Origin of the sequence: Halomonas sp. E19, assembly GCF_052439355.1 — a bacterium.
Lineage (GTDB): Bacteria > Pseudomonadota > Gammaproteobacteria > Pseudomonadales > Halomonadaceae > Halomonas.
The window spans coordinates 1,195,916-1,209,515 of sequence record NZ_JBNFWU010000001.1; the positions used below are offsets into that span (position 1 = coordinate 1,195,916).

The 13,600-nt window shown below is 59.4% G+C and carries 14 protein-coding genes; all 14 read left to right on the top strand.

The features are described 5' to 3' along the window. Window positions 1–43 precede the first annotated feature (43 nt). Window positions 44–3,088: a heparinase II/III domain-containing protein gene (locus ACUDAL_RS06430; RefSeq protein ID WP_444677545.1), complete on the top strand. Its 3,045-nt coding sequence runs from the start codon at window positions 44–46 to the stop codon at window positions 3,086–3,088. A 157-nt stretch (window positions 3,089–3,245) separates the two neighbouring features. Further along, window positions 3,246–3,449 (top strand): hypothetical protein, encoded by a 204-nt coding sequence (locus ACUDAL_RS06435; protein ID WP_444679444.1) that lies wholly within the window; start codon window positions 3,246–3,248, stop codon window positions 3,447–3,449. A 129-nt stretch (window positions 3,450–3,578) separates the two neighbouring features. Further along, a complete protein-coding gene (gene glmM, locus ACUDAL_RS06440) occupies window positions 3,579–4,928 on the top strand; it encodes a phosphoglucosamine mutase (RefSeq protein ID WP_444677546.1) in 1,350 nt (449 codons plus the stop codon). A 23-nt stretch (window positions 4,929–4,951) separates the two neighbouring features. Further along, window positions 4,952–5,899 carry a glycosyltransferase family 2 protein gene (locus ACUDAL_RS06445; RefSeq protein WP_444677547.1) on the top strand — a complete coding sequence of 316 codons (948 nt, stop codon included), beginning with the start codon at window positions 4,952–4,954 and terminating at the stop codon, window positions 5,897–5,899. After that, entirely contained in the window at window positions 5,896–7,470 is a 1,575-nt protein-coding gene (locus ACUDAL_RS06450) for a glycosyltransferase (protein WP_444677548.1), read from the top strand. Before ACUDAL_RS06445 ends, ACUDAL_RS06450 begins: the two co-directional genes overlap by 4 nt. After that, window positions 7,398–7,928: a glycosyltransferase family 4 protein gene (locus ACUDAL_RS06455; protein WP_444677549.1), complete on the top strand. Its 531-nt coding sequence runs from the start codon at window positions 7,398–7,400 to the stop codon at window positions 7,926–7,928. The genes ACUDAL_RS06450 and ACUDAL_RS06455 overlap by 73 nt, the downstream gene beginning before the upstream one ends. 358 nt (window positions 7,929–8,286) lie before the next feature. Beyond that, complete coding sequence (locus tag ACUDAL_RS06460; RefSeq protein ID WP_444677550.1) at window positions 8,287–8,778, top strand: alginate O-acetyltransferase AlgX-related protein; 492 nt, start codon at window positions 8,287–8,289, stop codon at window positions 8,776–8,778. Further along, window positions 8,775–9,380, top strand: coding sequence for a hypothetical protein (locus ACUDAL_RS06465; RefSeq protein ID WP_444677551.1), 606 nt, complete (start codon window positions 8,775–8,777; stop codon window positions 9,378–9,380). Before ACUDAL_RS06460 ends, ACUDAL_RS06465 begins: the two co-directional genes overlap by 4 nt. After that, window positions 9,377–10,279, top strand: a complete 903-nt coding sequence (locus tag ACUDAL_RS06470) for a hypothetical protein (protein ID WP_444677552.1) — start codon at window positions 9,377–9,379, stop codon at window positions 10,277–10,279. The genes ACUDAL_RS06465 and ACUDAL_RS06470 overlap by 4 nt, the downstream gene beginning before the upstream one ends. Next, on the top strand, window positions 10,213–10,791 hold the full coding sequence (locus ACUDAL_RS06475; RefSeq protein ID WP_444677553.1) for a glycosyltransferase family 2 protein: 579 nt from the start codon (window positions 10,213–10,215) through the stop codon (window positions 10,789–10,791). The genes ACUDAL_RS06470 and ACUDAL_RS06475 overlap by 67 nt, the downstream gene beginning before the upstream one ends. Continuing rightward, a complete protein-coding gene (locus tag ACUDAL_RS06480) occupies window positions 10,740–11,540 on the top strand; it encodes a glycosyltransferase family 2 protein (RefSeq protein WP_444679326.1) in 801 nt (266 codons plus the stop codon). Before ACUDAL_RS06475 ends, ACUDAL_RS06480 begins: the two co-directional genes overlap by 52 nt. Window positions 11,541–11,910: 370 nt before the next feature. Then, a complete protein-coding gene (locus tag ACUDAL_RS06485; RefSeq protein WP_444677554.1) occupies window positions 11,911–12,357 on the top strand; it encodes a hypothetical protein in 447 nt (148 codons plus the stop codon). 300 nt (window positions 12,358–12,657) lie between these two features. Further along, on the top strand, window positions 12,658–12,870 hold the full coding sequence (locus ACUDAL_RS06490; protein WP_444677555.1) for a hypothetical protein: 213 nt from the start codon (window positions 12,658–12,660) through the stop codon (window positions 12,868–12,870). Next, window positions 12,867–13,577, top strand: coding sequence for a nucleotidyl transferase AbiEii/AbiGii toxin family protein (locus tag ACUDAL_RS06495; protein WP_444677556.1), 711 nt, complete (start codon window positions 12,867–12,869; stop codon window positions 13,575–13,577). Before ACUDAL_RS06490 ends, ACUDAL_RS06495 begins: the two co-directional genes overlap by 4 nt. The last annotated feature ends 23 nt before the right edge of the window (window positions 13,578–13,600 follow it).

Sequence of the window (13,600 nt, forward strand, 5' to 3'; positions counted from 1 at the left end):
TTGATCAGGCTGACCCTGATCGAAAAAAGTTATTGAGACTTTGTTGATTAAGATTTTAGATTTGTCGCCAAAGACTCTGGTATTAGAAGACCTGAAGAGAAAAGATCTTTCAGAGATCGAAAAAAATAACAATATCGACCAGCAGAGTTTGGCAGATATTTTGGCAGTTTGCGGCAGGGATGAAGTCCGTGCGGTAGACTTTCTAAAGTCTTTGGCGGCCGGAAGTGACTCTCGTTTTAAATGTAAGTTCTCGTTCGCATTGAGTATGATTTCCTTCACTGGAATAGATTATGGTGGAGGAGGGGCAGTACTTGTAAGTAGGAAAAATGTTGTTGATGGTGTCTATTTTTTTCGGTCTGGCGTATTTTTGATAGACGGTGATTCGGAAGTTTTCTCTATCTCTCCATTTCATCGGGAGATTATTTCTAATCCTAGGTTGTTAGACTTTTCGGTTGATGGCGACGGAGTGGTTGTAAATTTTATACAGGAAAAGCGCCCGGCGCATGTTTTCTTTGATTTTTTATTTGCCGACTATGAGTTGCGTGCTAATGTTGGTGGTTATTATTTAAGGCTTTCCGATCAATCCAGTTATTTCGAGCGAGAAGCGGTAAGGTCTGTGGGTGAAGCCGCCGTTGGTAAAAATTATCTGTATTTTAGAAGACAAAAAAGGCTCGATGAAAACTCTGTGGGAGACAAATTCCGGGCGTGGCTTATCGGTAAGTCTGAGGAATTTTACATTAATTCAGTTCCTAAATTTTTGTGTGATAGAGATGTGGTGTGGGTCGGCATAACAAGTGGGGAGAGGCGTAGCTGGCTTAATGAGATAGAGGGTATATGTGAAATTATAAAGTGGGCGAGGGGAAGGTTCGCGGCTCCATTTTTTGTTTTTGACGGATATACTGGTCGAGAAGCTCTTGATAAGCACGACTTAAAGATGATTGCTCATCAAGAGCGATGTTTGAAGTTGATTATATCTGATGCTAAATTAAAAAATAATGAGTATTGTTCGTTAATCGGTTCTCAGGTTTTAAAGAAAGTTGCTTATGCTCGGGTTTCCGATTTTTATATAACAATGTCGGGAACCTGTGCTAACTGGGTTTCTAATATATGCAAGGTTCCTGGTGTTGTCCACTCTAATAGGAAAAGTTTAATTCAGCCGGCAAATGTATGTCGCAGAAGGACTTTGATAACACCTCTTGGAATCATAGAGGACGTAGAGGTTAATATAAAGGTTGATAAGAAGGTTGCAAGAAAGTACTCGAGTGATCAGCTGGAAAAAAGGTTTACTGATTATAGGTTAGACATACCTTTGTTTGTCGATTATGTAGACAAAGGGTGTGATATGTTTCTTGGGTGTTCTAAGGCTCCGGCGCTTGAAGTGAAGAGGAGTTATGAGAGTGATACATTTAAAGATAGACTTCCCCCTTCTCTTCTTGATTGTCGTGAGCTGTTGTCAAAAAAAATTAGGAATTTAATAGAGTCGAAAAGGAATCAGGTTTCAGGTGAAAATTTATTCGAAAAGCAATCTATGGAGCTGGCGCCATTCGCTCCTGTGAAATTCAGCAAATGGGAGGATTGGGAAAAGGAGTATATCAAAAACCGTAGCTGGCAATGGCGTCTACACTGGTTCGCATTCTTGCCTGGCCTGTTGTCGTATCATGCAGTCTCTGGGAAAATTGAGGTGCTTGAATTTGCACTTAGAGGGGTGGAGTCTTGGGTTAATCAATACATCAATACAAATAAGCTCTATCCATTCGAGTTTGTTTGGCATGATCACGGTACTGCGTTAAGGGCGGAGCAGTTGCTGCTCCTGTATTTCTACTGTCATGAGTATGCTCCAGCTTGGGCTTGCGATAACAAGGAAGTTTTTTCTTATATAATCTATGCCTTGGAGGTGCATGGCCAGTGGCTGGCCAAGGATAGCTTTTACTCCGAGCACACCAACCACGGCCTGGAACAGGCTCGGGTGTTGCTGCTGCTCGGCACCGTGTTCGAGGGTGAGCAGGCCCGGGAGTGGCAGCAGATCGCTATTCGGCGCATCAGCAGCGAGCTGACCTTTGCCTTCACCGATGAGGGCGTCCACGTCGAGAACAGCCCTGCCTATCACATTTTCGTATTCAAGGTGTTCCTGGGTATCATCAAGGACTACCCGGAGGAGGTGCTTGGGGACCTGGCCGAGCAGTTCAACCAGTTTTCGGCCAAGGCGCTTTCCTTCATCACCCATATCTTGCGTCCGGACGGCAAGCTGCCGCCCATTGGCGATACCGAGCAGCTGCCCACCTCGGATGCCTACCGAGACATGTTCGGCCACCGCCTGGAGTACCAGCACTTCCTCTATGCCCTGACCCAGGGCAAGCAGGGTGTGAGGCCCCCAGTGCTCAATCGCGTCTACCCTAGGTCCGGCTACGCGATTTTCCGCGACCAGTGGCCCGCCAAGGAACACTACCAGAAGGCCTTTCATCTGATCGCCAAGGTGGGCTGTTCCAGCCGCTACCACCACCAGCAGGATGAGGGGCATATCAGCCTCTATGCCGGAGGTGAGGACTGGCTGATTGATTCGGGCCTTTACAACTACATCAACAAGGACCCGGTGCGGAAGTATATGCGGGGCCGCCCCGGCCACAACGTGCCGATCATCTCTCACGCCAGCTATGCCAAGGAGTTCGAGCACCGGCTCAGCGCCTGGCAGGTAACCGATCACTCGGAAGCCGAGCCTGCTCCACAGCTCACCATGCAGCTGGACGTGCTGCCCCCGGTGGTTCACGAGCGTAAGGTGGCCTTCGATGCCGCGGCCAAGGTGGTGGAGGTGGAGGATACGCTCTCTGCCGATGACGGCCAGCAGCGCAACGTCACCTTGCAATGGCACTTCCCCAAGGACAAGACGCTGACCATCGAGAACAGCCAGGTAGTGGTCACCAGCCCCACGGGGAACCGGCTGACCATCGAGTTCGAGGGCGAGATACCGGATAACCTCTCGGTGGCCAAGGGGCGCAAGGAAGACCGGGTCTTCAGCTGTATCTCCTACAAGGCCAATCAGGTGGAACCCAGCCAGGTGCTACGGGTGACGTTCAGGAGCGCCGCGGGCTGAAGGTGCTCACCCGATTTTACTTTGCCCTGGCTGAAAACCATATGGCCCCGGCTCTTGGGTGTTCCACCTCCTGAGTTTTCTCATCTCCTATCGCACGATCAATCGTGTTCACTTGAATTAGATTAACGGGTTCTCTATTGGCGGAATTGTCGGTGCCTTGGCCGCAACGGAATGTACCCCCTTCTTCCCTCTGGCCTGGAGAAGCTCAAGGCCAACATGCAGGAGGGAGCCCCGGGGCGGCGAGCTCTATATCTTCGCCGACGGCGGCAGCCGAGCGGTGTCAAGCCCTGGCATGAACGTGCTCATCATGCCCGAACACTATGGGCTGCTCAGTCGCGTGCTGCACGTAGTGGCGCTGTAGCTATTGGCTTATCACGTGGCGCTAGTGAAGGGCACTGATGTGGACAAGCCCAGGAATCTGGCCAAGAGCGTGACGGTGGAATAAGCGGCTAATGATGATCATGAATCAATAGGGCAGGAAGCACCGACTATGCGCAAGTTTTTCGGAACAGATGGCGTTCGCGGGCGAGTAGGGGAATTTCCCATGACGCCTGATTTCGCGATGAAGCTGGGTTGGGCAGCCGGCAAGGTATTGGGCGCTGAGGGTGTCAGCGAGGTGCTGATCGGCAAGGACACCCGGGCCAGCGGCTATATGCTGGAGTCGGCGCTGGAAGCGGGCCTTTCTGCCGCGGGCGTGGATATTGCCTTGGTAGGCCCGTTGCCCACGCCCGCCGTCGCCTATTTGGCCACTACGTTTAGGGCTGATGCGGGGATGGTGATCAGTGCATCGCACAACCCCTTTTACGATAACGGCATCAAGCTGTTTACGCAGTCGGGCCAGAAACTGACCGATGCGCAAGAGCATGAGATCGAGCGCTGGCTGGAGCGGGCATTTAATGAAGGCATGGCGTGTGTGAGCTCGGAGAGGCTTGGCAAGGCGCGGCGCATCGAGGATGCGGCGGGGCGTTATATCGAATACTGCAAGTCACACTTCCTGGGCCGGCAGAGCCTCAACGGCATGAAGATCGTGCTCGACTGTGCCAACGGCGCTGCCTACAAGGTGGGGCCTGCTGTGTATCGTGAGCTGGGCGCCGAGGTTGTAGCGATGCATGCCGAGCCCAATGGGGTGAACATCAACCACCACTGCGGCGCGACAGATCTGACCAGCCTGCGGGCGGCGGTGATAGAGCAGCGTGCCGACCTGGGGGTGGCGCTGGATGGCGATGCCGACCGCTTGATGATGGTTGATCATACCGGCGCGGTGGTCGACGGCGATGAGCTGCTGTTCCTGCTGGCCCGGGAAGCGTGGCATGAAGGCTATACAGGCGGCGTGGTGGGTACGCAGATGAGTAACATGGGGCTTGAGCGGGCGCTGGCCGAGCTGGACATTCCCTTCCGCCGTGCCAAGGTAGGCGACCGCTACGTGATGGAGCAGCTCAACGCTACCGGATGGCGGCTTGGGGGTGAGAGTTCCGGTCACTTGCTGAGCCTCGACCATGCCTCTACCGGAGATGCCATCATTGCTTCCGTACGCGTGCTCTCGGCGATGGTACGTCAGGGGCTATCTCTGCATGTTGCCAAGCAGGGCATGCGTAAGCTGCCACAAACGCTGATCAATGTGTGCTACCAGGCCAGTGGCGGCAGGGAGCCGCTGGAAAGCGAGGCAGTCAAGGCTTCTGTGAGGGAAGTTGAAGCCCAGTTAGGCAGCCGTGGCCGAGTGCTGCTGCGGAAATCCGGCACAGAACCGTTGGTTCGTGTGATGGTGGAAGCGGATGTCGCTGAGCTAGCCAACCGTTGCGCGCAGCAGATTGCCGCTGCTTTGGCCAAGCCCGCTGCATGACTGCGGCTCGTTAAGAGAAACCGATGCACGCACTTTGGCAAGCCTTCAAGCAAAGGCGAGATAGAAAGCGGGGTAAAACAGATTCTTCGGAAGCGACCGATCCTGCTTTCGACGCTATCTGGTACTTAGCTGAGTACCCCGATGTAGCCGCAGCAGGAATGGACCCTTGGCAGCACTATTACCGGTACGGCAGGGCGGAGGGGCGCTTGCCCCGGCGTAACCGCGCCCTGGCCTGGGACCATTGCCTGTGGCGCGGGGCTGAATCGGTGATGGTGCCGCGCTTGCAAGGGCTGGTGGAAGGCGCCGATGCCATGCCGGAAGAACAGGTTTTTGCCCGCTGGGCACTGGCGCGTTGGTTTGCCTGGCAGGGGCAGTGGCCGGCTGTGGTCGAGCTTCTGATAACGCCTGATATCAGCCGTCTGTTGTATACAGCACCCAGCGAGGTGGGGGCAGGGCCGCTGTTGCTGGCGCTGGAGGCGCTGTGTCGCCTGGCGCAACACCGGCAAGGGGATGAAGCAGCCCTGCGCCAAGTGCTGGCCGAGCTGCAGCAGCGCTTTCCGGGCCAGGCGGATACCTACCTGGCCCAGGCCAATGCGCAAGCTGTGCATGGCGACGCTTCAGGCCGCCTTAAAGCATTCAACACCCTTTTTGCCCAGCTTAGGCTGCGGGAAGTGGCACTGCGTGATGCCTGCAAGCCGCTGGGCCTGGATAACCTGACGACTGCCCCACCACACCTCGCCAGCGCACAGCACCCTGGCGCTTCACACCGAACCCGCAGCGCACGCTTGCCCCTGGTTTCCGTCATCGTGCCGCTCTACAACGCTCAAGGCAGTATCGCTACGGCGCTGCGCAGCCTGTTTGAACAGACGTGGCGGCCGCTTGAGATCATCGTGGTGGACGATGCTAGCAGCGATGCCGGTGCCGAAGTGGTGGAGCGACTGATGGGGAGTGCCCTGAAGGCGTTAGCTTGAGACTGGTAAGCCAACCGGAAAATCGAGGCGCCTATGCGGCGCGCAATCGCGGCATGGACGAGGCACGTGGCGAACTGTTGACCACCCATGACAGTGATGACTGGTCGCATCCCGAGAAGATCGCCCGACAGGTTCAGGCCTTGCAGCCGGCGCCACACGCCATGGCGTGCCTCTCCTGGTGGGTGCGTGCAACCCCGGCGCTGTTATTTCATCGGTGGCGGCTGGATGAGTTTGGCTGGGTATATCCCAACCTCTCGTCGCTGATGGTGCGGCGTGCGGTGCTTGAGCGGGTGGGAGTGTGGGACGAGGTGAGGGTAAACGCCGACAGCGAGTATCGTGAGCGGCTGGTGGCAGCATTGGGGAAACAGGCAATCATCGAGGTGGCCCCCGGCGTGCCGCTCAGTATCGGGCGTGCGGATGAAGGTTCGCTAAGCCAGCACGGCGCCACTCACCTGGCTAGTCAATTCGTCGGCGTTCGCCGCGATTACATGCAGAGCGCGCGGCGCTGGCATGCGGCGTGTGCGAACTCAGAGGAGCTGTATTTGCCGGCGCACCCTGAATACCGCCCTTTTCCGGCCCCTGCTGCCATCTGCCGTGTGGCACTGTCCGTGCGTACCGTTCACCCGCTGGATGAGCTGCAGGCCTCGGGGCTGTTCGATGCCGGCTGGTATTTGCGCACCCATATCGACCTGCAGTCGAGCAGGATCGAGCCGCTGGAGCACTTCTGGGAAATTGGTGCTTCCGAGGGGCGCGACCCAGGCCCAGGCTTCAGTGTTTCGGGTTATCTGGCCCGCTACCCACAGGTGGCCACGCTGGGGATCAACCCGCTGCTTCACTATGTCCGCGAGGGGCGTGAGCTGGGCTATGCGCCTTGCCCGCTGTTTACCGGTGAGCGGGAGCACCGTTCAGGTCGGCCTACCGTGTTGCTGGTGGGCCATGCCGCGGGCACCACCCTTTATGGAGCCGAGCGCAGCCTGCTCGATACGGCCAGGGCGTTGGCCGCGTTGGAGATGAACCTGGTGGTCGCGCTGCCGGCGGCGGGCAGCGCCGGGTATCGACAGGCGCTGCAGGCGCTCTCGCTGGGCGTGGCGGTGCTGCCCTACGGCTGGTGGCAGCAAGGCAAGGTGCCGGAGCCCGCTACGGTGGAACGTTTTCGGGCGCTGATGCAGCGATTCTGCGTTGATCTCGTGCACGCCAATACCCTTGTGCTGGATGAACCGCTCGCTGCGGCACGGGCCGAGGGCCTACCTGCGCTGATGCATGTGCGTGAGCTGCCGGAGCACGACCCAACGCTGTGCGAGACGCTGAATGCCGAGCCCGCGCAGCTGCGTGAACGAGCCCTCGAAATGGCCGATGGATTGATCGCCAATTCCCACTGTGTGGCCGAGTGGCTGGGCGGCGTCGGCGAAAAGGTCCAGGTGGTGCCCAATACCATCGAGATGGCCCTTTGCTGGAAATACCCGTGCCATGCGCTGGGCAAGGCAAGCTTGTGGTGGGCATGCTCAGCAGCAACCTGCCGAAGAAGGGATTGGCAGACCTCGAAGCGATGGCCGAAGAGCTGGCTCGGCTGACGCCCCTGGCCCGGGTGGCCATTTTCGGCCCGCGCACACCGGCCGTAGAGGCACTGTTACGCCGCCAGGCACGTGGCGAAGCGCCTGCTAATCTCGAATACCGCGGTTATGTTACCGAGCCGGCAGAAGCGCTAGCCGAAATAGGGGTTGTGGTGAATCTGTCTCGCTTCCAGGAATCCTTCGGGCGCACCGTGCTGGAAGCCATGGCCGCGGGGCGGCCTGTGGTGGCGTATGAGTGGGGGGCATTGCCAGAACTGATTGCCCATGGTGAAACCGGCTTGTTGGTGCCTTTCGGCAATGCCCAGTCCGCTGCCGAAGCGGTGATGAAACTGGCCGCCGACCAGGCACTGAGGCAGGCTATGGGCGCCAAGGCTCGGCAGCGTGCTTTGGCGTGTTTCAGTCCGCATGTCATGACCGCATGTTTGAAAAGTGCTTACCGCAAGATGGGGTTGGTGTAGTGGTTAATAATTGGCAAGCACAGGGTGGTCTCGCGGAAAAAGGCAAAGGCGCGGTTCGCCATTGGGTGAAGCGCCTGAGGCGGCTCTGGCAAACGCCTGGCGCATCGAACCTGTGCCCTGTGTTTCGTTGGGAGCTGGATTACCCCTCACCACAGCGAGAGGCATGGGTCGGTAATTCGGGGCGTATCGTACAGGGCTGGGTTTTGCTGAAACCCGATATGGCTGGCGATCTTCAGCGGGTTCGTATCGTGGCTGAATGGCGGCCCACGTTCGAGCTCCACCATCCTTTGGCGTTGGCGCGGCCGGACGTTATCGAAAAGGTGTTGCAGCAGGCGCCTGAGGAACATCCGCAGAGCCAATGTGGTTTTCGCTTTCACGTACCCCCCGTTTGGCGCATTTTCGTTTATGGCTTGAGTTGGACCGGCAGCGCTGGCTGCTGCGTGACGTGCATCTCCCGCCTGAGCCTGAGCAGGAAAGCAGTGTCAAGGTGCTGGTGGGGCGGCAGGGTTGGCTGTTTCTCGATAACGATACCAATGGCAGCGTGGATCAGTTTACCGGGCGCATGAAGCTCACCGCGGAAGGAATGGCCGGCTGGCAGGATTACCTTACGCGCTGTAACACGCTATCGAAGCAGCACGATATTCCTTGGGCCTTGCTCGTAGCTCCTTCCAAGGAGAGCGTGCTTGGGCGGCGTTACCATCCCATGCAAGAAGGCGCAGAGGGGGCGATGGATCAGATCCAAGCCCTGGCTAATGGGCGGAATGTGGTCCATCCCATTGCCGCTTTGAAGCATCTGGGGGACAAGGCATTTATTCGCACCGACACGCATTGGACTCACCGGGGGCCATGACCGCCGCAATGGCCTTGGCGGAACGGCTGGGTTTGGATGCTAAGGCATGCCAGTCAGTGCTTTCGCGTGACCGCTACAAGGCGCGTGAGGTGGGTGGCGATCTCGGCAATAAGCTGGCCCCACGACAAACCTGTACTGTCGAAGTGCTCAGCTCATTCAATTATGCCCGATATAAGACCTATGATAATGGTCTGCCGAATTTTGGGCGGCTGCTGGTAATTGAATATGCTAATGCGTTGTGTAAAGAGACCTGCCTGATTTTTGGGTCGTCTTCCAGTTATTCGATGTTCAATTACTTATGCCGCTTCTTTGCGCGCATCGTCTTCGTTCACAGTGCTGGAAACATAGATACTGACGTGGTGAAGCGTATCCAGCCCGGTTTTCTCGTTTGCCAGACTAACGCCCGCTTCGTGGTCGAAGTGCCACGCACCGATTACAGCCTCGTCGCCGCCATTGGCGAAAAGTGCACCCATCTGACAGCGGAGCAGTGGCAGCAGCTTGAAAAGCGCCGTGTAGTGGCAAGCGAAGAGAGGCTAGCGCACCTGGGGCTAACGGCTTGGGCACAGGTCATACCGGAGTCGCTACGTGGGGAGGCGGTATGACCCAGCCTGTGCTGTCATCACGCCCGGCTCTCGATATTTCCCCGGCAATGGCAGGGGTCGGGGGCGGCTGGATCATGCTGGATGGCCGCTTCTGGCGCGATGGCTGGAATCTCTCCGCTCGCCTGCTGGCGTTCAATCAGCACGATGCCCTGCTGGCGGCAATACCGCTGCCGATTACCCTGAAAGGCACCCTGCTGGAGCTGGTCAAGCTGCCGGCCGGCACCCGGCGGTTGGTGCTGGAACCCTTGGGTGCCGGAGGCGAGGCGCGTATCGAAACCTTGTCGGTAACCCCCGTGACTCGCCTGCGGCGCTGGTACCGCATGGGGCGCCGCGTGCTGCATGTCTACTACCGCCAGCCGCGCCATCGGCTGCGTCAGGCGGGCATGGGCTGGCTTACGCCCTTCCTGGATTTGCCGCGTGCCTATGCGCTGGCGGGGCGCTTTCGTGCCTCGGCGGTGCAGATGCCATACGCGGATTGGGTGCGCGAATTCGATACCTTGGACGAGCGCGACCGGCGCCAACTGCGCAAGCGCTGGCCGCGGCTGAGCCAGGCCGAAGCGCTGCCGCCGGGGCCAGGCGGCGAGCGGGTGCAGGTGGTAGTGCCGGTGGTTCCCGCCACTGGGCCGGCGGCACTGGCCGCTACCTTGGCTTCGCTTGGCCGCCAGCTGATCACCGAGCTGCGTGTCGTGCTGCTGGTGGCGGAAGGAATCAGGCGGGCTTTCACCTGGCCACCCAGGCGCTGCGCGATTCCGGCTGCCCCGGCCATGTCGGCCTGGCGCTGCCTCGCCCGGGGCAGGGTGCCGGCTGGAGCCTGTGGCTGCCGCCCGGCTGCGTGCTGGCAGAGCACGGCCTGTTCAGCTGGCTGCATGCGGCAGCCGGCCACGCCCAGGCCGAGCTGATCTACAGCGACCACGATCACCTCGCAGAGAACGATGAGCGACACGTGCCGGTGTTCAAGCCCGATGCCAACCAGGAGCTGTTGCGTGCTACCGCTTACCTAGGGGCGGCCTGGCTGGTGAGAAGCGAGCGGCTGGGGCTTATTACGGCGGCGCAGTTGCTCGGCAGCAGCGAACACCGCCTGCAGCTGATGCTGGCGCATGGCCTTGGAGAGGCGCAGCTGGTGCATGTGCCGGCCGTGCTGTGGTATCGGCAAGTCGATGAGCCGCTGGCGCAGCCGTGGCCGCAGGTCAGCAGCGGCGAAGTGCAAGCAGTGGAAGCTGCCCTGGCGGCGAAGGGCGTTGATGCGCGTGTGACCCCAACCGCCCGCGGCCACTGCCGTGTGCACTATGCGCTGCCGAGCCCGGTGCCCAAGGTCTCGATCATCGTGCCCACGCGGGATGGCCTCGACTTGCTGCGGCCCTGCATCGAGAGCGTGCTGGAAAAAGCACGTACGCCGATTACGAGGTGCTGATCGTCGACAACCAAAGCGCCGAGGCGGAGACCTTGGCCTGGTTCGACGCCATTAGCGCCGATTCGCGAGTGAAGGTGATTCGCTTCGATGCACCGTTCAACTTTTCCGCGATCAACAACGCGGCGGCGCGCCAGGCGCAGGGCGAGGTGCTGTGCCTGCTCAACAACGATACCCAGGTGATCAGCCCGGGCTGGCTGGAGGAGATGGTCAGTCGCCTGCTGCAGCCCCGGGTGGGCGTGGTGGGGGCGAAGCTCTACTACGCCGATGGCCGGGTGCAGCACGCCGGCGATGCCGTGGGGCCGGGCGGGCTGGCCGATCACCTGCATTCCCGCCTGCCGGGCGATGCGCCGGGTTACTGCGACCGTGCCGTGCTGGCCCAGGCGCTCTCCGCGGTGACGGCGGCATGCCTGGTCACCCGGCGCGACCTCTACGAACGGTTGGGCGGCCTGAACGAAGCCGACCTGGCCGTGGCCTTCAACGACGTCGACTACTGCCTGAGGGTGCGCGAGGCGGGCTGGCAGGTGCACTTCACCCCCTACGCCGAGCTGTACCACCTGGAGTCGGTCAGCCGAGGCAAGGACGACAACCCCGAGAAACAGGCCCGTGCCGCGGCGGAAGCGGCGTATATGCGCAAGCGCTGGGCGCAGGTGCTGGAGCACGACCTGTTCTACAATCCCAACCTCAACTATCGGCGCCCCGACTTCAGCCTCGGCCATGCGCCACGCGTGGAGACACCATGGCGGAAATGACGCCAGCGCAGCAACTGGCCGTGGCTCGGCGTGTCGTCGTCGTTCAGGAGCGCCCCAACCCCTCGACCGATTTCTTTCTGCGCCCGCTGCTGCAGAACACCCGGGCGGAGGTGCTGATGCGCGGCTTTGACCAGGCCATGTCGGCAGGGGAGCTCGAGGGTGCACTGGTGATTCTGGTGCGCTATGTTCCTCCGGCTTGGCGCCGGCAGCTTGAAGCGTGCCACGGCTTGCTGGCGGGGCTGGTCTACTTCATGGACGACGACATTCTGGATACCGAGGCCTCGCGCGGCATGCCGTGGCGCTATCGCCGCAAGCTGGCCCGGCTGGGTGCCAGGCATGCAGGCCGGCTGCGCAGCCGGCGAGCGCAGCTGTGGGTCTCGACCCCTACCTGCAGCACAAGTATGCCGATTGGCACCCGCGCCTGGCGGAGCCCGCGCCACTGCCGATGCCGCAGCAGCCCGTACGGCTCTTCTACCATGGCAGCGCTTCCCACGGTGACGAGATCCACTGGCTGCGCGATGTCGTCGCGGAGGTGCTGGCGGCCGAGGAACGGCTCAGCTTCGAGATCATCGGCGGCGATGCGGTACGCCGGCGCTATGCGGGCCTGCCCCGCGTCACGGTGGTGCATCCCATGCCCTGGGATGCCTACCAGCACTTCCTGGCGCAACCCGGGCGGCATATCGGCCTGGCCCCCATGGTGGAGAACCGCTTCAATCGCGCCCGCTCCTATACCAAGTTCTTCGACATTACCGCCGCCGGTGCGGTGGGGCTCTACCCCGCGGCTCTGTTTTCGAAAAGCTGGTGCAGCACGGCGTGAACGGGAGGTTGCTGCCCATGGACAAGACGGCCTGGTCGAACGCCATCATGGAGCTGGCCGCAACGCCTGATCAGCGGCAGCGCATGCTAAGCGCAGCCCAGCAGAGCTGCGCACGAGCGCTGGGAAAGTGAGCCTGGTGGTGGGCGGTTGCAATTATTTGGGCAACGACATGGGCAAACCCGCATACTGGAGAGCGTGCCGCAGGCGCGAGGCGTGGGGCCTGCCAGCAGTTGGTTTTGACTAGCCATGGGCAGCTGGCTATTTTAATGGGGCAGCATCCAGTTGCGAAAAAGGCTGACCATGGACACGAAACTGATCGATCGTCACGACTACCCGGAGCTTGACCTGATCCTTTGGGATCGGGCAGAGCGTTGGGTTGCGCCTGATGTGGCATTTCGCCTCTACGAGGAAAGGTGGCGTTTTGTGGCCCATGATCGGCTGGATGAAGGCGAACGAGAGCTGATACGTAGGCTAACGGTTGCCTATGGCCGTGGGCACATGCTAGTGGCATGAACTATCGCCGGGTGCACCATCAAGCTATCGGCCGCATTCTGACGCATTTCAATCCCCAGTTTTTGCGTGCCAACAACATTCTCTTTGGTGGCGGTACTCGTATCGCCCTTGAGCTGGATGAGTTTCGCGAATCTATTGATATCGATCTATTTTGCGTGGGCAAGGCCGCATATCGCGCTGCCCGCTCGGCCATCACCTCGCAAAGCTTTGGTCCGCTTTTGCTTCCGGGGCACTCCTTGTCACTTTGCAATGGGCGAGAAATTCGCGCCGATCGCGATGCGATCCGCGCCCTCTTGGAAGGGCCTGGCCACCCTATCAAGTTGGAAATCATTCATTTCAATAACGATTTGATTCAACCTGATCCTGATCAGTCTCTGTTTCCCATTCCTTGTGTCGGGCGGGAAGGGTGCTTTGCCACCAAACTGACCGCTAATGCGGATCGATACCAAGGTCACCGCAAGGATATTTTCGATCTTTGCATGATGCGTCGTGAATGGGGTGACATTCCTTCGAATGCATGGAGGGCCGCTTGCGATGAATATGGCGAGCGCGTCATTTTGCAGGGACTGAAGCGGGCACTTCAGCATCTGGTGTCTGAAAAGCAGGCAGCCTTCGAGCATGCGACTGTATCGCTACAGATGGGGCCTCAGTTGGCCCATGAGCTGATTGATACGCTGGCGCCGAATTGGCTAACCGAGCTTAGCTAGCGCGACTCTCTCTTCCCCAGTGA

What these genes read in the sequence shown, in the direction of transcription:
- glmM (WP_444677546.1), top strand. Translation starts at nt 3,579, where the DNA reads ATGCGCAAGTTTTTCGGAACAGATGGCGTTCGCGGGCGAGTAGGGGAA.
- ACUDAL_RS06445 (WP_444677547.1), top strand. Translation starts at nt 4,952, where the DNA reads ATGCACGCACTTTGGCAAGCCTTCAAGCAAAGGCGAGATAGAAAGCGG.
- ACUDAL_RS06455 (WP_444677549.1), top strand. Translation starts at nt 7,398, where the DNA reads ATGCTCAGCAGCAACCTGCCGAAGAAGGGATTGGCAGACCTCGAAGCG.
- ACUDAL_RS06460 (WP_444677550.1), top strand. Translation starts at nt 8,287, where the DNA reads ATGTGGTTTTCGCTTTCACGTACCCCCCGTTTGGCGCATTTTCGTTTA.
- ACUDAL_RS06465 (WP_444677551.1), top strand. Translation starts at nt 8,775, where the DNA reads ATGACCGCCGCAATGGCCTTGGCGGAACGGCTGGGTTTGGATGCTAAG.
- ACUDAL_RS06470 (WP_444677552.1), top strand. Translation starts at nt 9,377, where the DNA reads ATGACCCAGCCTGTGCTGTCATCACGCCCGGCTCTCGATATTTCCCCG.
- ACUDAL_RS06490 (WP_444677555.1), top strand. Translation starts at nt 12,658, where the DNA reads ATGGACACGAAACTGATCGATCGTCACGACTACCCGGAGCTTGACCTG.
- ACUDAL_RS06495 (WP_444677556.1), top strand. Translation starts at nt 12,867, where the DNA reads ATGAACTATCGCCGGGTGCACCATCAAGCTATCGGCCGCATTCTGACG.